Raw genomic sequence first — 22,189 nt, 5'->3', positions numbered from 1 at the left:
ATCAACGACTCACAGCAATCGCCTGGTTATTCATAATACGCGGAGTCAGGAATACCAGCAGCTCGGATTTTTTCTCCGCCAGCACATCGCGCCGGAAAAGGCGGCCAAGATACGGCACATCGCCCAAAAATGGCACTTTATCTACCACTTTGCTTTGGGTATTGGAGAAAACCCCGCCGATAACGATGGTCTCGCCATCCTTGACCAGCACCTTGGCGTTGACTTCGTTCTTCTTGATCGGCGGCACGTCGTTGAGCTTGTTCAGGTAGTCGGGCTCGTCCTTGGTGACCTTGACCTCCATGATCACGTGGCCGTCGGGGGTTATTTGCGGGGTGACTTCCAGGGACAGCGAGGCCTCCTTGAACGACACCGAGGTGGCGCCGCTGGAGCTGGATTCCTGGTAGGGGATCTCGGTGCCCTTGAGGATACGTGCAGTTTCCTTGTCGGACGTGACCACCTTGGGCTGTGAGACGATTTCACCGTTACCGGTTTTCTCCATGGCGGTCAGTTCCAGGTCCAGCAGCAGGTTGTCGGTGATATAGGCGATGCCCAGGCCCGACGTGCCGGTAATCGCCCCCAAATCGACAAACGGCGAGCTGGGCGGATTTTCCGGCGGTTCTGCGCCCTCCGCTAACGGTTTGGGGATTCCGCCAGCGCCCCAGTTCCCGCGATTGAGCCGCCCACCCCAGCGCGCGCCCAGGCTTTTGTCGTAATCCACATTGGCCTCGACAATCCGCGCCTCGATCATCACCTGGCGCACCGGGATATCCAGTTGCGCCACGATCCGCCGCAGCTCCTCCAGCCGCTCGCCGGTCTGGTAGGCAATGATGTTGTTGGTGCGGTCATCCACCGCCACCGAGCCGCGCTCATCGGTGCTGCCTTCCAGGCCCGTCACCGATTGGAAGAGCTTGGCCAGGTCCGCCGCCTTGGCGTAATTGACCTGCAACAGCTCGCGACGCAGCGGCGCCAGCTCGGCCATTTGCCGGCGGGATTCCAGCACAAGCAGTTCGCGGGCGGCCAACTCCTCGGCAGGCGCCACCAGCAATACACCGGCCTTGATCCGCTTATCCAGGCCCTTGGCTTGCAGCACCAGGTCGAGCGCCTGGTCCCAGGGCACATCCTTGAGACGCAGGGTGATCGAGCCTTGCACATCGTCGCTGGCCACCAGATTGAGGCCGGCCACGTCGGCGATTTGCTGCAACACGGCGCGCAATTCGATGTTCTGGAAGTTGAGGTTGAGCCTGTCCCCTGCCAACGCCTGCGGCGGCGGCAGTTGGATCAGGTCGACGCGATTGGGCACAGCAGCAGCCATCGGTGCCGTGAACGCTATCCATAGCGCCACACCGAAGGACAAGAAAGTCCTTTTCATTGGGTTGATTCCGTTATGAGTTGACGTTTAACACGAGGGTTCGCGGGCGTTCCAGCCATGCACCCTGTTCATCGGGGAACAACTCGACCAGCTCGACATGCCCAGCGTAAATGGCGGTGACCCGACCGTGATCCGGCCCCAGGTAATCACCGACCGCCAGCCGGTGCACCGTAGAGGCCATGCGCAGCAGAACGAAAGCCTGCACGCCACGAGACAGGGTGCCGACCATTTCGAACTGGTCGACCGCATACGCTTCCAGGGCACCACGCGGGCGCGTGAGGTCCGGCGCCCGGGCCGGCCGCCCACGCGCGTGGTCAGTCTGAACGGCAAGTGGCGCGAACGGGTCGCGCAGGCCGGATGAATCATAGACAAAGCGCGCGTCCGGCGTGGTGACCCCAGCCTGCCGGCCGCCCGCAGGCATACGCCAATAGCTCTTCACCAGCAGCTCAAGACGCAGCAGCCTGCCCTCCGGGCGCAGGGCAACCTCATGGGCCGTGGCGAATCGGGACAGGCCACCCAATGCGCTGACGAACATCGCCAGGTCGTGATAGGCGCCACTGACGCCAACCGCCACCGGTTGCTCGACATAAAAAGCCTGTGGCTGCTCATCCAGCGGCGTGACGCTTTCAATCAACAAGCCATTGGCCAATGCCAACCGCGCAATGTCTTCCAGCAGGCCGGCCATTTCGGATTCAGCGGGCAGCGCTTGAAAAAGCCGATCAACCTTCACCTGCATCAGTTCCATCTGACGGGCCCGCCCCTCCAGACCGGCAGCCAAGGCAGTTTTTTGCGCAATTTGCTGTTTCAGGACCACTTCCTGCACCTCGGTCTGGTGCAACCGTTCCCGCGCAGGGCTCAGGTACACAAGGTCACCCACTACAAACAACAGGCCTGTCAACGCGCCACCCAGCAAGACTTTGCCAGGCAGGGGCCAATGTGCAGCGTTGTGAGTGAGCGCAGAAAGATCGAGCCTGGGCAGGCTCAAGGTTGCACCTCGCCGGATTCTCCCTGGCGCACCATCAACTGAAATTCATTGGCGCCGCGCGCGCCTTCCGTTCGCACATGCTGCAAACGAGCGGCATGGGCGCCTTCAGTAGCCTCCAGGCGACGCATCAACTGGGCGATGTCCTGGCTGGATTCAGCACTGCCGCGAATGCTCACCGTATCGCCCTTGGCCACCACTTCATGCAGGTGCACCCCATCCGGCACGGCGCGCGCCAACTGATCCAGCAGCTGGGCACCGGCCGAACGCCCATCGTGCAAGTCCTCGACGACCTTCATGCGCTGCGCCAATTGCTGGCTTTGCACGTGCAGGTCGTCGATGGTCTTGATGCGTGAATCGAGGACGGCGACGTCCTTATCCAGGTGGTTGTTGCGCGTGACTTGCCGATCGATCGCCTGGTCGATCACTTGGTCCGCCAGCCATACTGCGGCGAGCGCCACACCGGCGAACGCCAGCAGCAACATCAGGAAAAACTTGCGCCGCCGTTCTGCCAGCGCCTGACGCCAAGGTAAAAGATTGATTCGTGTCATCAAGCGAAACTCCTCAGGGCCAACCCGCAAGCAACTCCCATTCCCTGGGCATCCACGGCCCATTGTGCGCCATCGACTCGACGGCCCGGCGTGAAGCTGGCGAAATCCTGACTGCAAGCACGCGCCAATGCAAACCCTTCGACATCCACCACCCGCGCCACCAGCCCGGCCTGGGCCAAAACGGCCTCACGCGCCTCGACCTGTTCCCTGAGACAGGCCGCCAACAACACCTCGACCCGCGCCGGGTCCTGGGCGCATGGGCCCTGCACTTGATAGTCGATGGCCACGTCATCCAATGGATAGGGAATGTATTGGTCGGCCTCCATCTGAATCCGCCAGCCCACCTCTTCGTCGCTGAGCCCGGCCTCCATGTCGATCACCTGGGTAATGACCGACGGGCCTGCCACAGCAATTGCCGCGTACCTGGCTGACGTGTGCAATCGGGCCACTGCCTGCTGCAGTGCAAGCCCTACCGACTCAAGGTCTAGCAAGTTGCCATCAACCACCGCACGCAACGGCAGCGCCTGTGTGGCGTAGCCTCTGACGGTGTAACCGCTGCTTGAATGGCCCAGTTCGACCAGCCGGATCGCCGTGTCGCTGATATCGACGCCGAGGACGGCATCAACTTTTCGCCTGAAAAATCCCTTTCTCATAAAACTCCCCAAAACTTTCCCTGTCATAACGGCGGTCCTACCGCCGGTTGGCCGCTGAGCAGGCGCGAATGACGCCCCAAGCCGAAAAATGCTTTAATGCCCAGCGTTTTTCCCCGCTATTTACCTACAGCCCGGGTCGATCCATCGTTAGCCATGCATGCCCCGACGCCTAACCCATTCTTTTCTCTGGAAATCCAAAAGCCTTGATTCGTCTGCTGAAGTTTTTCGGGTACTCCATTGTCGCGATCGTCTGCGGGCTGCTGCTCGTACTCAGCGGGGCCTACCTCTACCTTAGTCCGGGTTTGCCCTCCGTAGAGGCCCTCAGAAGTATCCAGTTGCAGATTCCTTTGCGGGTCTACAGCAGCGATGAAAAACTGATCGCGGAGTTCGGCGAAATGCGCCGCACCCCGATCCGTTTCGCCGATATTCCACCCAATTTCATCAGTGCATTGCTGTCGGCCGAAGACGATAATTTCGCCAACCACTACGGCGTTGACCCCAGCAGCCTGGTACGTGCCGCCACGCAATTGGTAAAAAGCGGACACATTCAATCCGGCGGCAGCACCATCACGATGCAGGTGGCGAAGAACTTCTTCCTCACCAGCGAGCGCAGCTTTTCGCGCAAGGCCACCGAGATCCTGCTGGCACTGCAGATTGAACGCCAGCTGACCAAGGACGAGATCCTTGAGCTGTACGTCAACAAGATCTACCTGGGCAACCGTGCCTACGGCATCGAGGCGGCATCGCAGGTCTACTACGGCAAGTCGATCCGTGACGCGAGCCTGGCGCAGATGGCGATGATCGCCGGCCTGCCCAAGGCGCCGTCGCGCTTCAACCCACTGGCCAATCCGGCGCGCAGCAAAGAGCGTCGCGACTGGATCCTGGGGCGCATGTACAAGCTGGGCAAGATCGACCAGGCCGCCTATGAAAGCGCGGTGGCCGAGCCGTTGAACGCCAGTTACCACGTGCCTACGCCAGAAGTGAACGCACCGTATATCGCTGAAATGGCCCGCGCCGAGATGGTCGGTCGTTATGGCAGCGAGGCCTACACCGAAGGTTTCCGTGTGACCACGACGGTGCCTAGCGACACCCAGGAAATCGCCAACAACGCGGTGCATTCCGGGCTGATTACCTACGACCAGCGCCACGGCTACCGTGGGCCTGAGTCGCGCCTGCCGGGCAAGACCCTCAGCGCCTGGACCACCGAACTGGGCAAGCAGCGCGCCATCAGCGGCCTGGAACCGGCCATCGTGACCCAGGTGCAAAAAGACGGCGTACAGGTGCTGACCCGCACCGGCGAAGCCCATGTGGCCTGGGACAGCATGAAGTGGGCGCGCCCCTTCCTGAACACCAATAGCATGGGCCCGATGCCCAAGCAGCCGTCCGATGTGGCGCAGGTGGGTGACCTGATCCGCGTGCAACGCCAGAAGGATGACAGCCTCAAATTCAGCCAGGTGCCGCTGGCCCAGGGCGCCCTGGTTTCCCTCGACCCGCAGAACGGTGCCATCCGCGCCCTGGTGGGTGGGTTCGCCTTCGAGCAGAGCAACTACAATCGTGCCGTGCAGGCCAAGCGCCAGCCGGGTTCAAGCTTCAAGCCCTTCATCTACAGCGCCGCGCTGGATAACGGCTATACCGCTGCCAGCCTGGTCAACGATGCACCGATCGTGTTTGTCGACGAATACCTGGACAAGGTCTGGCGTCCGAAAAACGACACCAATACCTTCCTTGGCCCTATCCGTATCCGCGAGGCGCTGTACAAGTCGCGCAACCTGGTGTCGATCCGCCTGTTGCAGGCGATGGGCGTGGGCAAGACCATCGACTACATGACGCGCTTCGGCTTCAACAAGTCGGACCTGCCGCCGAACCTGTCCCTGGCCCTGGGCACTGCGACCCTCACGCCGATGGAAATCGCCACCGGCTGGAGCACCTTTGCCAACGGCGGCTACAAGATCGCGCCGTACCTGATCGACAAGATCGAAAGCCGCAATGGCGACACCCTGTTCACTGCCAACCCACCGCGTGTGCCGGGTGACGTGGTCAACGGCGTGGCCGCTACCGATGGCCTGGCAGCCCCGAGCAACGGCGGCATCACCATCGAGCCGACCCCAGGCGCCGCGCCCGCTGCGAACGCCGCTACGCCCACCGAGCCGCAGGCGCCTGCCGTTGCCGAGCGCATTGTGGATGGCCGCACCACCTACATCCTCAACAGCATCCTGCAAGACGTGATCAAGAAAGGCACCGGCCGTCGCGCCCTGGCCCTCGGCCGCGCCGACATCGCCGGCAAGACCGGTACCACCAACGACTCCAAGGACGCCTGGTTCTCTGGTTACAACGGCGACTACGTGACTACCGTGTGGACCGGCTATGACCAGCCGGAAAGCCTGGGCCGTCGTGAGTTCGGTGGCACCGTCGCGCTGCCGATCTGGATGAGCTACATGGGCGCTGCCTTGAAGGACAAGCCTCTGCACACCCAACCGGAACCGGAAGGCATCCTCAGCCTGCGGATCGACCCGGTGAGTGGCCGCGTAGCATCGCCAAGCACGCCGAATGCCTACTTCGAACTGTTCAAGAGCGAAGACACGCCGCCGTCGGTCAACGAGCTGGGCAATGGTGTGGCACCGGGTAGCCCGCTACCGGCGGATGAGGCGGCGCCAATCGATCTGTTCTGATGCAGATCCAGTGCGGGGCCTGGCTTCTGTGAGAGCTGGCTTGTGTGGGAGCTGGCTTGTGTGGGAGCTGGCTTGTGTGGGAGCTGGCTTGTGTGGGAGCTGGCTTGCCTGCGATGCAGGCAACTCGGTCTTCCAGTGACACTGCGGTGATGCTATCGCAGGCAAGCCAGCTCCCACAGAAGCCAAGCCCCACACTTGGTTCTGTGCAAGGCTCAAGTTAAGCGCCACACAGCAAAAAGCCCCGACTCTCACGAGCCGGGGCTTTTTGTTGGTGCGCTACAACGGCTTAGCCGTTGAACACATCATCCACGCTTTGCAGCGGGTAGTTCTTCGGATACGGCAGGGTGGCCACACCGGTCTCGATCGCGGCTTTGGCCACGGCATCGGAGATCAGGGTGATCAGGCGCTTGTCCATTGGCTTCGGAATGATGTACTCACGGCCGAATTCCAGCTTGGCACCACCGTAGGCGTCGCACACGTCCTGAGGCACAGGCAGCTTGGCCAGTTCACGCAGGGCGTTGGCGGCGGCTACTTTCATTTCTTCGTTGATGCGCTTGGCGCGAACGTCCAGGGCACCACGGAAGATGAACGGGAAGCCCAGCACGTTGTTGACCTGGTTCGGGTAGTCCGAACGGCCGGTGGCCATGATCACGTCGTTACGAGTGGCGTGAGCCAGCTCTGGCGAGATCTCCGGGTCCGGGTTGGAGCAGGCGAACACGATCGGGTTGGCTGCCATGGACTTCAGGCCTTCAGCGCTCAGCAGGTTCGGGCCGGACAGGCCAACGAACACGTCTGCACCGTCAAGGGCGTCAGCCAGGGTGCGCTTGGAGGACGGGTGGGCAAACATCGCCTTGTACTGGTTCAGGTCGGTGCGCTCGGACTGGATCACGCCCTTGCTGTCGACCATGTAGATGTTTTCCAGCTTGGCGCCCATGCTCACGATCAGCTTCATGCACGAGATAGCCGCTGCACCAGCGCCCAGGCAGACGATCTTCGCGTCAGCCAGGGTTTTGCCAGCGATTTCCAGGGCGTTGATCATGCCAGCCGCGGTAACGATCGCGGTGCCGTGCTGGTCATCGTGGAATACCGGGATGTCGCACTGTTCGATCAGGGCCTTTTCGATCTCGAAGCACTCAGGTGCCTTGATGTCTTCCAGGTTGATGCCACCGAAGGTGATGGAAATGCGCTTTACGGTGTCGATGAAAGCCTGTGGGCTCTCGGAATCGACTTCGATGTCGAAAACGTCAATGCCGGCGAAGCGCTTGAACAGCACGCCTTTACCTTCCATGACTGGCTTGGAAGCCAATGGGCCGAGGTTACCCAGGCCCAGAATCGCGGTGCCATCGGAAATCACTGCAACCAGGTTGCCCTTGCCGGTGTACTTGTACGCCAACTCAGGATCGCGGGCGATTTCACGTACGGGCTCGGCCACGCCAGGGCTGTAGGCCAGCGACAGGTCGCGGGCGGTGGCGGTGGCTTTGGTGAGCTCTACACTCAGCTTTCCTGGACGAGGATTGGCATGATATTCGAGAGCGGCAGTTTTCAAATCAGACATATCGGCATTCCGCTTTTACTGTTGGTCGACGGACCGCCGAGGATACGCGTGTCGTAAAGTCCCTACAAGACTGGGTAGTCACCGGTGTCAAGGCCCCAGAGCGCCGTACTTTGGTCTAAGGCCACGGGATACAAGGGCTCAACTGTTCACAATCGAATAAAAAAATGTCTACAATTTTTTATTAAAAAGTCCTTTCAAGCGGTTTTTATCAAATTTCAGGCACAAAAAAGGCGTCCACTGGGGACGCCTCTTTTTTCAGCGGGAAAAACCCAAGGGATTTTTCAGGCTTACTCTGCTGCAGCAGCAGGCTTCTTGCCGAAAGCGCCGAAACGGTCAGCAAAGCGCTGTACGCGGCCGCCGGTGTCCAGAGTCTTCTGCTTACCGGTGTAGAACGGGTGGCACTCGTTGCATACGTCAGTACCCAGTGGCTTGCACAGGTTCGAACGAGTTTCGAACTTGTTGCCGCAGCTGCAAGTTACTGCGATGGTTTCGTACGCTGGATGGATATCGGCTTTCATGGCACTTCCTCGGGCTAGCGTGCCGCCACTCGACACTATTGTCGAATACCGCACGTAATTAGGCCGCGGATTCTACCAGACCTTTTTAATCGCGCAAGCGGCGCTGAGGGCATGAAACTCCCTTTCATCAGAAAACCATCGGCTACCCCAAGCCCTCCCCTGTCTGCTAGGCTCCCGCCCCTTGCGCCACCGCCTGCCTTTATAGATGAGACCCCCGCGTGCCCGACGCCATTTTGCGCCTCGCCCTGCCCTCGCCCCTGCGCCGCCTGTTCGATTATCGTGCCCCGGCCGGCGTGCTGCGGGCGCAGTTGCAGCCGGGCATGCGCGTGCGCGTGCCGTTTGGCCGGCGGGAAATGATCGGCATCCTGGTGGAAGTCGCCGACCACAGCGAAGTGCCCGCCGAAAAGCTCAAGCCCGCCTTGGCGATCCTCGACGCCACGCCGCCGCTGCCGCCCGCCCTGTTCAAGCTGTGCCTGTGGACCGCCCAGTATTACCAACACAGCCTGGGCGACACCCTGAGCTGGGCGCTGCCGGTATTGCTGCGCCAGGGCGAACTGGCCGAAGCACGCCAGGAACGCTTCTGGTCGGCGGCACCCGGCGCGCGCCTCGACGACCCACGCATCGCCCGCGCCCCGCGCCAGCGTGAAGCCCTGGCAACCCTGGCCCAACATCCCCACGGCGTGGCGCATCAACTGTTAAGCAAGCTGATGCTGAGCAAAGACAGTCTCGACCTGCTGCTCGCCAAGGATCTGGTGCAGGTGGAAATCCGCAAGCACGCCCCCGATCCGCGCCACGAACACTGGCTGGCCCAGCCGGAATTGCCGCTGAACCCCGAACAGCGCGCCGCCTACGAGGCGATCCGCGCAGGCTTCGACAGCTTCCACGCGTTCCTGCTGGCCGGCGTCACCGGTAGCGGCAAGACCGAAGTGTATTTGCAACTGATCCGCGAAACCCTGCAAGCCGGCAAACAGGCGCTGGTGTTGATCCCGGAGATCAACCTCGGCCCGCAGACCCTGGCGCGTTTCGAACAACGCTTCAACGCACGCATCGCCCTGGTGCACTCGGCGGTCAATGACCGCGAGCGCCTGGAGTCGTGGCTGGCGGCGCGGGATGGCGAGGCCGACATTATTATCGGCACCCGTTCGGCGCTGTTCACCCCGATGAAAAACCCCGGGCTGATCATCATCGACGAAGAGCACGACGGCTCCTATAAACAGCAAGAAGGCCTGCGCTACCACGCCCGCGACCTGGCGCTGGTGCGCGCACGCCAGGAAGACATCCCGATTGTGCTCGGCTCGGCCACGCCATCCCTGGAGAGTTTGCACAACGCCTACACCGGTCGTTACGGCCTCCTACGCCTCAACGAGCGCGCGGGTGGCGCCAAACAGCCACGTTTCCTGCGCCTGGATGTAAAAAGCCGCCCGCTGGACAGTGGGATTTCCGGGCCGATGCAACAAGCCATCGGCCAGACCCTCGCCGCCGGCCAGCAAGTGCTGGTGTTCCTGAACCGTCGCGGCTTTGCGCCGACGCTGTTGTGCCATGACTGCGGCTGGATGTCCGAGTGCGAGCGTTGCGACGCGCGCATGACCGTGCACCAGCGCCACGGTGAGTTGCGCTGCCACCACTGCGGCCATGTGGAACGGGTGCCGCGCCACTGCCCGCAGTGCGGCAAAGTGGACCTGCGCCCGGTCGGCGCGGGCACCGAGCGCGCCGAGGAACGCCTGGGCATTCTGTTCCCGGACTTCCCGGTGCTGCGGGTCGACCGCGACAGCACCTCGCGCAAAGACGCGATGAACCAGCTGTTCGCCACCATCCAGAAAGGCCAGCCGTGCATCCTGATCGGCACGCAGATGCTAGCCAAAGGGCACCACTTTCCACGGGTGACGCTGGTGTCGATCCTGGACGCCGACGGCGGCCTGTTCTCCGGCGACTTCCGCGCCAGCGAGCGCATGGCGCAACTGATCGTGCAGGTCGCGGGCCGTGCGGGCCGCGCTGAAGAGCCCGGTAGAGTGATTATCCAGACCCACCTGGCCGACCACCCGCTGCTGATCCAGCTGACAGAACAAGGCTACTTTGCCTTCGCCGAGCAGGCGCTGAGCGAACGCCGCTCCGCCGGCCTGCCGCCGTTTTCCCATTTGGCCCTGCTGCGCGCCGAAGCGCATAAACCGGGGCAGGCCGAAGGTTTCCTCGACGAAGCATGCAGCGCCGCCGAACGTTTGCTCGGCGAACTGGGTCTGACCGGCATCGAACTGCTCGGCCCGGTGCCTGCGCCCATGGAGCGCCGAGCCGGGCGTTATCGCGCTCAGCTACTCTTGCAGGCAACGTCCCGCGCGCCCCTGCATCGGCTGTTAAGTAGCCTGTTGCTTGCCCTGGAGCAAATGCCCAGCGGCCGGCAAGTGCGATGGTCGATGGATGTGGACCCCGTGGATTTGTATTGATCCACTCCACAGTTTGAATTGTGAACCCCCTTAAATGTGGGAGCGGGCTTGCCCGCGATGAGGCCCGCAGGTCCGCCAACCCGTCTGAACGGTTGGCAAGCCCGCCCTCCCCACGGATAATGCCCAGTTTTTCCACCCGCGCATCGCGCGCTGTCGCTTGCGGCACAAAGAGAACACCATGAAAGACACCATTCGCCAGCTGATCCAACAAGCCCTCACCCAACTCGTCAACGAAGGTGTGTTGCCTGAAGGCCTGACGCCGGCGATCCAGGTGGAAAACACCCGCGACAAGACCCACGGCGACTTCGCCAGCAACATCGCGATGATGCTGTCCAAGCCCGCAGGCATGAAGCCGCGCGACCTCGCGGAAAAGATCATCGCCGCCCTGCCGGCCGACGAAAGCGTGACCAAGGCCGAAATCGCCGGCCCGGGCTTTATCAACTTCTTCCAGAACACCCAGGCCCTGGCTTCGCGCCTGGACGCCGCCCTGGCCGACGCCAAGATCGGCGTGCGCAAGGCTGGCCCGCTGCAACGCGTGGCCATCGACCTGTCGGCACCGAACCTGGCCAAAGAGATGCACGTGGGCCACCTGCGCTCCACCATCATCGGTGACGGCGTGGCACGGGTGCTGGAGTTCCTCGGCGACACCGTGATCCGCCAGAACCACGTGGGCGACTGGGGCACCCAGTTCGGCATGCTGATGGCGTACCTGCAAGAAAACCCGATCACCAGCAACGAGCTGTCGGACCTGGAAAACTTCTACCGCGCCGCGAAGAAGCGCTTCGACGAATCCGAAGAGTTCGCCGACCGCGCCCGTGGCCTGGTGGTCAAGCTGCAAGCCGGCGACCCGGAATGCCTGGAGCTGTGGGGCCGCTTCCGTGAGATTTCCCTGTCCCACTGCCAGGAAATCTACGAGCTGCTCAACGTCAAACTGACCATGGCCGACGTGATGGGCGAAAGCGCCTACAACGACGACCTGATCAACGTGGTCAACGACCTCAAGGCCAAGGGCCTGCTGGTGGAAAGCAACGGCGCGCAGTGCGTGTTCCTTGAAGAATTCAAGACCGCCGAAGGCGAGCCGCTGCCGGTGATCATCGTCAAGGCCGATGGCGGCTATCTGTATGCCACCACTGACCTGGCGGCCGTGCGCTACCGCAGCGGCGTGCTCAAGGCTGATCGTGCCCTGTACTTCGTCGACCAGCGCCAGGCCCTGCACTTCCAGCAGGTGTTCGAAGTGGCGCGTCGCGCAGGCTTCGTGACGCACCCGATGCACATGGAACACATGGGTTTTGGCACCATGAACGGCGCCGATGGCCGCCCGTTCAAGACCCGCGACGGCGGCACCGTGAAGCTGATCGACCTGCTCAACGAAGCCCAGGAACGCGCCTACAACCTGGTGAAGGAAAAGAACCCGGAGCTGGCCGAGGCCGACCTGCGCAACATCGCCCGCGTGGTGGGCATTGGCGCGGTGAAATACGCCGACCTGTCCAAGCACCGCACCAGCGACTACAGCTTCAACTTCGAGCTGATGCTCAACTTCGAAGGCAACACCGCGCCGTACCTGCTTTACGCCTACACCCGCGTTGCCGGCGTGTTCCGCAAGCTGGGCAAGGATTTCAGCGAAGTTGAAGGCCAGATCGTGCTGGATGCCCCGCACGAACAGGAGCTGGCGGCCAAGCTGGCACAATTCGGCGAAGTGCTGAACAGCGTCGGCGAGAAAGGCACACCGCACATCCTCTGCACCTATCTGTACGAAGTCGCCGGCCTGTTCTCCAGCTTCTACGAGAACTGCCCGATCCTCAGCGCCGACGACGAAGCCCAGAAGCAAAGCCGCCTGCGCCTCGCCGCCCTGGCTGGACGCACCCTCAAGCAAGGCCTGGAGCTGTTGGGCCTGGAAACCCTGGAGCGCATGTAAGTTGGCTGCCAAGAAAAAACCTGCACCCAAGCGCGGCGCCAGCCGCTACCAGGCCCCGGCGAAGAAGCCGATTCCGGGCTGGCTGTGGATGGCCATCGGTCTTACGGTGGGCGCGTTTATCGTGTTCCTGATGAAACTGGACCCGGGCAAGGGCGACGACGTCAAACGGGTCAAGCAGGAACAGCAGAAGGCCACGAAAATGGCCGAAGCCAACAAGACTGCGCCGAGCCCTACGGCACCGGTGAAGCCGAAGTACGACTTCTACACGCTGCTGCCGGAATCGGAAGTGATCGTGCCGCCTGACGCCGTGCCGGAGAAAACCCTGCCGACGCCTCAAGTACCGACCACTCCGGTGACGCCAGCGGAAGCGGCGAAAATCGACACGGCGCGCGCCCAGGCCGCCTTGGCCGGGATCACCCCGCCGCCACCGCCGCCGGTTGCCGAAACCAAGGCAGCGCCGGTGACCAAGTTCTTCCTGCAAGCGGGCTCGTTCCCCAAGCAGGCGGATGCGGATCGTGTACGGGCACAGATCATTCTGCTGGGCCAGGCAGTGACGGTGGAATCAGGCACGGTGAAGGATGCGACCTGGTATCGCGTGCTGGTGGGGCCGTTCAGCAACCGTGAACAGCTGACCGTGGCACAGAAGCAACTGGCCGGCGCAGGGTTTAGCAACCTGTTGTTACAACAACGCCAGAGCCGCTGACCCCAAGAACACAGCTGGCCCCATGTGGGAGCGGGCTTGCTCGCGAATGCGGTAGATCAGTCAGTATTTTCGGCGACTGACACACCGCTTTCGCGAGCAAGCCCGCTCCCACATTTGATCTATAGCGTTCTCAAGAGTGTGTCAGACCAATAGACACCACTCGTCCGCACACCGCCCCCACGGTTGAAATCCCCCCCACCATCCCCATATCAGTTTTCACCAGGGCATTTTCGCCCCGCTGCGTGGAGACTCTCCCCTTGACCACCATCGTTTCAGTACGTCGCCACGGCAAAGTCGTCATGGGCGGCGACGGCCAGGTTTCCCTCGGCAACACCGTGATGAAAGGCAACGCCAAGAAAGTGCGCCGCCTGTACCACGGCCAAGTGCTCGCCGGTTTTGCCGGTGCCACCGCCGACGCCTTCACCCTGTTCGAACGTTTCGAAGGCCAGCTGGAAAAACACCAGGGCCACCTCGTGCGCGCTGCGGTCGAACTCGCCAAAGAATGGCGCACCGACCGCTCCCTCAGCCGCCTGGAAGCCATGCTGGCCGTTGCCAACAAAGACGCATCGCTGATCATCACCGGCAACGGTGACGTGGTCGAGCCAGAAAACGGCTTGATCGCCATGGGCTCCGGTGGCGGCTACGCCCAGGCTGCGGCCAGCGCACTGTTGAAGAAAACCGACCTGTCGGCCCGTGAAATCGTCGAGACCGCCTTGGGCATCGCCGGCGATATCTGCGTGTTCACCAACCACAACCTGACCATTGAGGAGCAGGACCTCGCCGAATAAGCCCTAGGCTTATTCCCGCTTGAGGCCGCCAAACACTATGTCCATGACTCCCCGCGAAATCGTCCACGAACTCAACCGCCATATCATCGGCCAGGACGATGCCAAGCGCGCCGTTGCCATCGCGCTGCGTAACCGCTGGCGCCGGATGCAACTGCCCGAAGAACTGCGCGTTGAAGTAACGCCAAAGAACATCCTGATGATCGGTCCTACCGGCGTCGGTAAAACCGAAATCGCCCGTCGCCTGGCCAAGCTGGCCAACGCGCCGTTCATCAAGGTCGAAGCCACCAAGTTCACCGAAGTGGGCTATGTGGGCCGCGACGTTGAGTCGATCATTCGTGACCTCGCCGACGCTGCGCTGAAACTGCTGCGCGAACAGGAAATGACCAAGGTCAGCCACCGCGCCGAAGACGCCGCTGAAGAACGCATCCTCGACGCCCTGCTGCCGCCAGCGCGCATGGGTTTCAACGAAGACCCGGCGCCGAGCTCGGATTCCAACACCCGTCAGCTGTTCCGCAAGCGCCTGCGTGAAGGCCAGTTGGACGACAAGGAAATCGAGATCGAAGTCGCCGAAGTCTCCGGCGTCGATATCTCTGCGCCGCCTGGCATGGAAGAAATGACCAGCCAGTTGCAGAACCTGTTCGCCAACATGGGCAAGGGCAAGAAGAAAAGCCGCAAGCTCAAGGTGAAGGAAGCGCTGAAACTGGTGCGCGACGAAGAAGCCGGGCGCCTGGTGAATGAGGAAGAGCTCAAGGCCAAGGCCCTGGAAGCCGTCGAGCAGCACGGTATCGTGTTTATCGATGAGATCGACAAGGTGGCCAAGCGCGGCAACTCCGGTGGCGTCGATGTCTCCCGCGAAGGCGTACAGCGCGACCTGCTGCCGCTGATCGAAGGCTGCACCGTGAACACCAAGCTGGGCATGGTCAAGACCGACCACATCCTGTTTATCGCCTCGGGTGCGTTCCACCTGAGCAAGCCAAGCGACCTGGTGCCGGAGCTGCAAGGCCGCCTGCCGATTCGTGTGGAGCTCAAGGCGCTGACCCCGGGCGACTTCGAGCGCATCCTCAGCGAGCCCCATGCGTCGCTTACCGAGCAGTACCGTGAGCTGCTGAAAACCGAAGGTTTGGGCATCGAGTTCCAGCCGGACGGCATCAAGCGCCTGGCGGAGATCGCCTGGCAGGTCAACGAGAAGACCGAGAACATCGGTGCGCGTCGTTTGCACACGTTGCTGGAGCGTTTGCTGGAAGAAGTGTCCTTCAGCGCTGGCGACCTGGCTGGAGCGCAGAATGGCGAAGTGATCAAGATCGACGCTGATTACGTCAACAGCCACTTGGGCGAATTGGCGCAGAACGAAGATCTGTCTCGCTACATTCTGTAAGCTTCACGCAGAACCGCTTTGCTTTATTGTGGGAGCGGGCTTGCTCGCGAATGCGGTGTATCAGTCAATACTTGTGTGACTGACACACCGCATTCGCGAGCAAGCCCGCTCCCACATTTTTTGAGCCGGTTTCTTCAGGATTATCGCCATGACCAAATTTCCTACTGCCGTAAACCTGCACAAAACCTCCAACACCCTCGGCCTCACCTACGGCCCCGACGAGGTTTACCAACTCCCCGCCGAGCTGCTGCGCACCCACTCGCCTTCCGCCGAGGTCCAGGGCCACGGCAAACCGATCCTGCAATTCGGCAAGCTCAACGTGCGCCTGACCAAGATCGAACCGGCCGGCCAGTACGCACTCAAATTGACCTTCGACGATGGCCATGACAGCGGACTGTTCACCTGGGACTACCTCTACCAACTGGCCGTACGCCAGGACGCGCTGTGGGCCGATTATTTGGCCGAACTCAAAGCCGCCGGCAAAACCCGCGACCCGAGCCAATCGGTCGTGCGGCTGATGCTCTAGCCCAGGGGTCTTGCGCTTTAGAAGGCATTTTCTAATTTCATCTGCTTGAATGCCCTGTCGCGTGGCCAACGAATGGCCCGCTTGCGAAAAAAATTAAACTCGGGTAACCAATGGAACTGGCAAGTTCCCTGCATTTGACGATGCGGTATCAACGGTCACCCGAGTCGCAGTACCTGGCTTGTGTCGTGTATCGAAACTTGGTGCACAGAGCGGTAGCCGGTACTCGTCTTTCGGACAATGGAGCGTCGTAGATGAGTAACAAGAACAACGATGACTTGAAACGCCAGGCCTCGGAAAACACCCTGGGGCTCAACCCGATCATCGCGTTACGGAAAAAGGACTTACTCGCCTCGGCGAAGATGGTGTTGACCCAAGCCATCAAGCAACCGTTGCACAGCGTCAAGCACGTCGCCCACTTCGGCGTCGAATTGAAGAACGTGATGTTCGGCAAATCCGAGCTGGTGCCCGAAAGCGATGACCGTCGCTTCCACGACCCTGCCTGGAGCCAGAACCCGCTCTACAAGCGCTACCTGCAAACCTACCTGGCGTGGCGCAAGGAACTGCACGACTGGATCGGCGACAGCAACCTGTCGGAACAGGACATCAGCCGCGGCCACTTCGTGATCAACCTGATGACCGAAGCCATGGCGCCCACCAACAGTGCGGCGAACCCGGCGGCGGTCAAACGCTTCTTTGAAACCGGTGGCAAGAGCCTGCTGGACGGTTTGTCCCACCTGGCCAAGGACATGGTGCACAACGGCGGCATGCCGAGCCAGGTCAACATGGGCGCCTTTGAAGTGGGCAAGACCCTGGGCACCAGCGAAGGCGCCGTGGTGTTTCGCAACGACGTGCTGGAGCTGATCCAGTACAAGCCGATCACCGAACAGGTGCACGAGCGCCCGCTGTTGGTAGTGCCGCCGCAGATCAACAAATTCTACGTATTCGACCTGAGCCCGGATAAGAGCCTGGCGCGTTTCTGCCTGCGCAACGGCCAGCAGACCTTTATCGTCAGCTGGCGCAACCCGACCAAGGCGCAGCGCGAGTGGGGGCTGTCGACCTATATCGAGGCGCTGAAGGAAGCGGTGGATGTGGTCACCGCGATCACCGGCAGCAAAGACATCAACATGCTCGGCGCCTGCTCCGGTGGCATCACCTGCACCGCCCTGCTCGGCCATTACGCGGCGCTGGGGGAGAAGAAGGTCAACGCCCTGACCCTGCTGGTGAGCGTGCTGGACACTACCCTGGACACCCAAGTCGCGCTGTTCGTCGACGAGCAGACCCTGGAAGCGGCCAAGCGCCATTCCTACCAGGCCGGCGTGCTCGAAGGCCGCGACATGGCCAAGGTGTTCGCCTGGATGCGCCCCAACGACCTGATCTGGAACTACTGGGTCAACAACTACCTGCTGGGCAACGAGCCGCCGGTGTTCGACATCCTGTTCTGGAACAACGACACCACACGCTTGCCAGCCGCGTTCCACGGCGACCTGATCGAACTGTTCAAAAACAACCCGCTGGTACGCGCCAACGCCCTGGAAGTGTGCGGCACGCCCATCGACCTCAAGCAAGTCACCGCGGATATCTACTCACTGGCCGGCACCAACGACCACATCACGCCGTGGCAGTCTTGCTACAAATCGGCGCAGCTGTTTGGTGGCAAGGTCGAGTTCGTGCTGTCCAGCAGCGGGCATATCCAGAGCATCCTCAACCCACCGGGCAACCCCAAGGCGCGCTACCAGACCAGCGACAGCCTGACGGCGAAGCCGCTGGACTGGCAGGAAAATGCCACCAAGCACACCGATTCCTGGTGGTTGCATTGGCAGGCGTGGCAGGCGGAGCGGGCCGGGAAGCTGAAGAAGGCACCTACGAGTTTGGGCAACAAGACTTACGCCGCAGCGGAAGCGGCGCCGGGCACTTATGTACACGAACGATAACCAGATGTATGGCTGAAATGCAGTCAGTGTGGGAGCTGGCTTGCCTGCGATAGCGGTGGGTCAGTGAGCTGATGGGCTGACTGGAGGAATGCCATCGCAGGCAAGCCAGCTCCCACATGGACCGAGTTCCTACAGATAAACAGCACCACTTCACAGGGCTTGAGCATGCCGCAACCGTTCATCTTCCGCACCATCGACCTGGATGGCCAGACCATCCGCACGGCGGTGCGCCCGGGCAAGCCTCACTTGACGCCGCTGCTGATCTTCAATGGCATCGGCGCCAACCTTGAGTTGGTGTTTCCGTTCGTCCAGGCGCTGGACCCGGACCTGGAAGTGATCGCCTTCGATGTGCCGGGCGTCGGCGGCTCGTCGACGCCCAAGCGACCCTACCGCTTTCCCGGCCTGGCCAAGCTGACGGCGCGCATGCTCGATTACCTCGACTACGGCCAAGTCAGTGTGGTGGGCGTTTCGTGGGGCGGCGCGCTGGCGCAGCAATTTGCCTACGACTACCCGGAGCGCTGCAAGAAGCTGATCCTCGCAGCCACGGCAGCAGGCGCGGTGATGGTACCGGGCAAGCCGAAGGTGCTATGGCTGATGGCCAGCCCGCGCCGTTATATCCAACCGTCCCACGTGGTGCGCATCGCGCCGATGATTTACGGCGGCTCGTTCCGTCGTGATTCGAAACTCGCCGCCGAGCACGCGAGCAAAGTGCGTTCGGCCGGCAAGCTCGGTTACTACTGGCAACTGTTCGCCGGGCTGGGCTGGACCAGCATCCACTGGCTGCACAAGATCCGCCAGCCGACCCTGGTGCTAGCGGGGGACGACGACCCGCTGATCCCGCTGATCAACATGCGCATGCTCGCCTGGCGCATTCCCAACGCACAGTTGCACATCATCGATGACGGCCACCTGTTCCTGATCACCCGGGCCGAAGCCGTGGCGCCGATCATCATGAAATTTCTCGAGGAGGAGCGCATGCGTGCGGTGATTCATCCGCGACCGGCCGTGTAAGGACCACACCGCCGCGCAACTTGCCAAGAACCGACTATGGTTCTGAATTGGCGTGCCTGTTGATGGCTTGACGAAGGAGTGTTGGCTCATGCGAGAAAGACCCGTGACGAACCCGGCGCCCACCCCGGCCGCGTTCATCAATGCGCAAAATGCGATCACCGGCCTGCGCGGTCGGGACTTGCTCTCGACCCTGCGCAGCGTGGCCGCCCACGGCTTGCGCAACCCGCTGCACACGGCCCGCCATGCCTGGGTGTTGAGTGGTCAGCTGGGCCGCGTTTTGCTGGGCGAAACCGTGCACGAGCCCAACCCCAACGACAGCCGCTTCGTCGACCCCACCTGGAAGCTCAACCCGCTGTATCGGCGCAGCTTGCAGGCCTACCTGAGCTGGCAGAAGCAAACCCGCCACTGGATCGACGACAGCTCCCTGAGCGCCGATGACCGCGCCCGTGCGCACTTCGCCTTTTCCCTGCTCAACGATGCCGTCTCCCCTTCCAACACTCTGCTCAACCCGCTGGCCATCAAAGAGTTGCTCAACTCCGGCGGCAACAGCGTGGTGCGCGGCGTGACCCACCTGGTCGAAGACCTGCTGCACAACAACGGCCTGCCACGCCAGGTCAGCAAGCATGCCTTTGAAGTCGGCAAGACAGTGGCGACGACCCCAGGTTCGGTGGTGTTTCGCAATGAACTGCTGGAGCTGATCCAGTACAAGCCCATGAGCGAAAAGCAGTACGCCAAGCCACTGTTGATCGTGCCGCCGCAAATCAACAAGTACTACATCTTCGACCTGAGCCCGGCCAACAGCTTTGTGCAGTACGCCCTGAAAAACGGGCTGCAGACGTTTATGGTCAGCTGGCGCAACCCGGATGTGCGTCACCGTGAGTGGGGCCTGTCCACCTACGTCGCGGCGCTGGAAGAGGCGCTCAACGTGTGCCGCGCGATCACCGGCGCGCGCGAGGTCAACCTGATGGGCGCCTGCGCTGGCGGCCTGACCATCGCCGCACTGCAAGGCCACCTGCAAGCCAAGCGCCAGTTGCGGCGCATCTCCAGTGCCAGCTACCTGGTGAGCCTGCTGGACAGCCAGATCGACAGCCCCGCTACCCTGTTCGTTGATGAGCAAACCCTGGAAGCCGCCAAGCGCCGCTCCTACCAACAAGGCGTGCTGGACGGTCGCGACATGGCCAAGGTGTTCGCCTGGATGCGCCCCAACGACCTGATCTGGAACTACTGGATCAACAACTACCTGCTGGGCAAGGAGCCACCGGCCTTCGACATCCTGTACTGGAACAACGACAACACGCGCCTGCCCGCCGCGCTGCACGGCGACCTGCTGGACTTCTTCAAGCACAACCCGCTGAGCCATCCCGGGGGCCTGGAGGTATGTGGCACGCCCATCGACTTGCAGAAAGTCACGGTGGACAGCTTCAGCGTGGCCGGGATCAACGACCACATCACGCCGTGGGACGCGGTGTATCGCTCCACCCAATTGCTGGGCGGCGACAAGCGCTTCGTGCTGTCCAACAGCGGGCATATCCAGAGCATTCTCAACCCACCGGGCAACCCCAAGGCCAACTACGTCGAGAACCCCAAGCTGAGCAGCGACCCGCGCGCCTGGTATTACGACGCCAACCACGTCGAAGGCAGTTGGTGGCCGCAGTGGCTGGAATGGATCCAGCAGCGCTCGGGCGTGCAACGCGAAACCCTCACCGCCCTGGGCAACCAGAATTACCCACCGATGGAAGCGGCACCAGGCACATATGTGCGGGTGCGCTGAGCTCAACGATCAGATTAAGAAGACTGGATGAAGACGCGCGACCGTATCCTTGAATGTGCCCTGCAGTTGTTCAACCAGAAGGGCGAGCCGAACGTATCCACCATGGAGGTGGCCAATGAAATGGGGATCAGCCCCGGCAACCTCTACTACCACTTCCATGGCAAGGAGCCGCTGGTGCTCGGGCTGTTCGAGCGCTTTCAAAACGAGCTGGCACCGCTGCTCGACCCGCCGGCGGACGCGCAACTGGAACCCCAGGATTACTGGCTGTTCCTGCACCTGATCGTCGAGCGCATGGCCCATTACCGCTTTCTGTTCCAGGACCTGTCGAACCTGGCGGGGCGCCTGCCAAAGCTGGCCAAGGGCATTCGCAACCTGCTCACCGCACTCAAGCGCACCCTGGCCTCATTGCTCGCACGGTTGAAGGCTGCCGGGCAGTTGGTCAGCGGCACCCAGGCGCTGGGGCAACTGGTGGAGCAGATCACCATGACCCTGCTGTTTTCCCTGGACTACCAACGGATTCTCGACCGTGAAGGTGAGGTGCAGGTGGTGGTCTACCAGATCATGATGCTGGTGGCGCCGCACCTGTTATCGCCAGCGCGGCAAGCGACCGAACAGCTCGCCCTGCGTTATCTGGATAATCCAATCTGATTTATTGCTCAACTCGAATAGTCCTACAGAAACGACCTTATCCCAACTTTCCAAACTGCTGAGTAAACTTAAATAGCTCGCTGTCGGTCTTGATACCCAATTTCCGATACGCCGATTGTTTTTGCGTACTGATGGTACTCGCGCTGCGCGAAAACTTTGCCGCAATGGAGCTCACGGACATACCATCAAGAAAACAACGCAATACTTCCTGTTCTTTGGGTGTGAGACAGGCGTTCAATCGCTGGGGCGCCGAAAGCTCGATTTTCGATCTTATAGTTGCCCGATCAACAATGGCTTGTACATCTTGAAGGCCCGGCAACATACACGGCTGCAAGTAGATCCGCCCTTGGGCAACCGTTCGAATTGCCGTGATCAATTCAGTGAGATTTTGCGTCTTGCCCAACACCCCCCAACTTCCCGCCCTCAACGCCAGCGATACGGTAGCGGGTGTGTAGTGCGAAGACACAATAAGCAACCTGCACTGCTTGAATCGTCGATTCAGGGATTGGATCAAGCTGAGGCCATCGACGTCCGAGGGTCCCAGCGTAAAGTCCATGACCACCACATCCGCTGACGTTCGGACAAGCGCGTCAAACAAATCCCTGGCGGTGCCAAAGGAGCCTATTACTTCGAGATCGGCCTCCTTATCCAAGCCTAACTCGATCCCTTGCCGAACCATCTCATGATCATCCAGCAACATGACGGTGTACATCTTGGACATTGAAGTAGGCATGGCAAACCACTCAGGTGAGTACAACTCAGTACAAACAATTCCCTTTATGCGAG

Annotated in this window: 18 protein-coding genes; 11 read left to right on the top strand and 7 right to left on the bottom strand. The window is 61.4% G+C overall.

Going from position 1 to position 22,189, the window contains the following annotated elements; translation table 11 throughout:
* Position 1: 1 nt before the first annotated feature.
* The 4 genes from DBR46_RS06360 to pilM all read right to left on the bottom strand — a co-directional run bounded on the left by DBR46_RS06360 (position 2) and on the right by pilM (position 3,555).
* Entirely contained in the window at positions 2 to 1,312 is a 1,311-nt protein-coding gene (locus DBR46_RS06360) for a type IV pilus secretin PilQ (protein ID WP_124525664.1), read from the bottom strand.
* A 70-nt stretch (positions 1,313 to 1,382) separates the two neighbouring features.
* Positions 1,383 to 2,354 (bottom strand): pilus assembly protein PilP, encoded by a 972-nt coding sequence (locus tag DBR46_RS06355; RefSeq protein WP_124525454.1) that lies wholly within the window; start codon positions 2,352 to 2,354, stop codon positions 1,383 to 1,385.
* Positions 2,351 to 2,902 (bottom strand): PilN domain-containing protein, encoded by a 552-nt coding sequence (locus tag DBR46_RS06350; protein WP_124525453.1) that lies wholly within the window; start codon positions 2,900 to 2,902, stop codon positions 2,351 to 2,353. The genes DBR46_RS06355 and DBR46_RS06350 overlap by 4 nt, the downstream gene beginning before the upstream one ends.
* Entirely contained in the window at positions 2,902 to 3,555 is a 654-nt protein-coding gene (pilM, locus tag DBR46_RS06345; RefSeq protein WP_124525452.1) for a type IV pilus biogenesis protein PilM, read from the bottom strand. The genes DBR46_RS06350 and pilM overlap by 1 nt, the downstream gene beginning before the upstream one ends.
* Before the next feature lie 203 nt (positions 3,556 to 3,758).
* Between pilM and DBR46_RS06340 the strand changes: the two genes are divergently transcribed.
* Positions 3,759 to 6,224 (top strand): penicillin-binding protein 1A, encoded by a 2,466-nt coding sequence (locus tag DBR46_RS06340; RefSeq protein WP_124525451.1) that lies wholly within the window; start codon positions 3,759 to 3,761, stop codon positions 6,222 to 6,224.
* A 286-nt stretch (positions 6,225 to 6,510) separates the two neighbouring features.
* Here the strand turns inward: DBR46_RS06340 and DBR46_RS06335 are convergent, their stop codons facing one another.
* Together DBR46_RS06335 and rpmE are read right to left on the bottom strand one after the other, a co-directional pair.
* Complete coding sequence (locus DBR46_RS06335) at positions 6,511 to 7,779, bottom strand: malic enzyme-like NAD(P)-binding protein (protein WP_017738862.1); 1,269 nt, start codon at positions 7,777 to 7,779, stop codon at positions 6,511 to 6,513.
* A 287-nt stretch (positions 7,780 to 8,066) separates the two neighbouring features.
* Entirely contained in the window at positions 8,067 to 8,297 is a 231-nt protein-coding gene (rpmE, locus tag DBR46_RS06330; protein WP_124525450.1) for a 50S ribosomal protein L31, read from the bottom strand.
* A gap of 218 nt (positions 8,298 to 8,515) precedes the next feature.
* On the opposite strand from rpmE, the gene DBR46_RS06325 reads away from it, so the two are divergent.
* The 10 genes from DBR46_RS06325 to DBR46_RS06275 all read left to right on the top strand — a co-directional run bounded on the left by DBR46_RS06325 (position 8,516) and on the right by DBR46_RS06275 (position 21,403).
* The gene (locus tag DBR46_RS06325) at positions 8,516 to 10,735 is read left to right on the top strand and encodes a primosomal protein N' (protein WP_124525449.1); all 2,220 of its coding nucleotides are present in this window, start codon (positions 8,516 to 8,518) and stop codon (positions 10,733 to 10,735) included.
* A gap of 178 nt (positions 10,736 to 10,913) precedes the next feature.
* Positions 10,914 to 12,650, top strand: a complete 1,737-nt coding sequence (argS, locus tag DBR46_RS06320; protein ID WP_124525448.1) for an arginine--tRNA ligase — start codon at positions 10,914 to 10,916, stop codon at positions 12,648 to 12,650.
* A gap of 1 nt (position 12,651) precedes the next feature.
* The gene (locus DBR46_RS06315; protein WP_017738858.1) at positions 12,652 to 13,353 is read left to right on the top strand and encodes an SPOR domain-containing protein; all 702 of its coding nucleotides are present in this window, start codon (positions 12,652 to 12,654) and stop codon (positions 13,351 to 13,353) included.
* Between the two features lie 257 nt (positions 13,354 to 13,610).
* The gene (gene hslV, locus DBR46_RS06310) at positions 13,611 to 14,141 is read left to right on the top strand and encodes an ATP-dependent protease subunit HslV (RefSeq protein WP_017738857.1); all 531 of its coding nucleotides are present in this window, start codon (positions 13,611 to 13,613) and stop codon (positions 14,139 to 14,141) included.
* Between the two features lie 37 nt (positions 14,142 to 14,178).
* Positions 14,179 to 15,516 (top strand): ATP-dependent protease ATPase subunit HslU, encoded by a 1,338-nt coding sequence (gene hslU / locus DBR46_RS06305; protein WP_017738856.1) that lies wholly within the window; start codon positions 14,179 to 14,181, stop codon positions 15,514 to 15,516.
* 148 nt (positions 15,517 to 15,664) lie between these two features.
* The gene (locus tag DBR46_RS06300; protein ID WP_017738855.1) at positions 15,665 to 16,042 is read left to right on the top strand and encodes a gamma-butyrobetaine hydroxylase-like domain-containing protein; all 378 of its coding nucleotides are present in this window, start codon (positions 15,665 to 15,667) and stop codon (positions 16,040 to 16,042) included.
* 251 nt (positions 16,043 to 16,293) lie between these two features.
* Positions 16,294 to 17,973 carry a class II poly(R)-hydroxyalkanoic acid synthase gene (gene phaC, locus DBR46_RS06295; protein WP_124525447.1) on the top strand — a complete coding sequence of 560 codons (1,680 nt, stop codon included), beginning with the start codon at positions 16,294 to 16,296 and terminating at the stop codon, positions 17,971 to 17,973.
* Between the two features lie 165 nt (positions 17,974 to 18,138).
* Positions 18,139 to 18,984 carry a poly(3-hydroxyalkanoate) depolymerase gene (gene phaZ, locus DBR46_RS06285; RefSeq protein WP_017738853.1) on the top strand — a complete coding sequence of 282 codons (846 nt, stop codon included), beginning with the start codon at positions 18,139 to 18,141 and terminating at the stop codon, positions 18,982 to 18,984.
* Between the two features lie 88 nt (positions 18,985 to 19,072).
* Positions 19,073 to 20,755, top strand: a complete 1,683-nt coding sequence (gene phaC / locus DBR46_RS06280) for a class II poly(R)-hydroxyalkanoic acid synthase (protein WP_124525445.1) — start codon at positions 19,073 to 19,075, stop codon at positions 20,753 to 20,755.
* A gap of 27 nt (positions 20,756 to 20,782) precedes the next feature.
* Entirely contained in the window at positions 20,783 to 21,403 is a 621-nt protein-coding gene (locus DBR46_RS06275) for a TetR/AcrR family transcriptional regulator (protein WP_124525444.1), read from the top strand.
* Between the two features lie 37 nt (positions 21,404 to 21,440).
* Here the strand turns inward: DBR46_RS06275 and DBR46_RS06270 are convergent, their stop codons facing one another.
* A complete protein-coding gene (locus DBR46_RS06270; RefSeq protein ID WP_256659240.1) occupies positions 21,441 to 22,136 on the bottom strand; it encodes a response regulator transcription factor in 696 nt (231 codons plus the stop codon).
* Between the last annotated feature and the right edge of the window lie 53 nt (positions 22,137 to 22,189).

It is taken from the genome of Pseudomonas sp. KBW05, from assembly GCF_003852405.1.
Classification (GTDB): domain Bacteria; phylum Pseudomonadota; class Gammaproteobacteria; order Pseudomonadales; family Pseudomonadaceae; genus Aquipseudomonas.
Note: the sequence above shows the minus strand (reverse complement) of the source record. Positions and strands in the feature narration are given on the sequence as shown.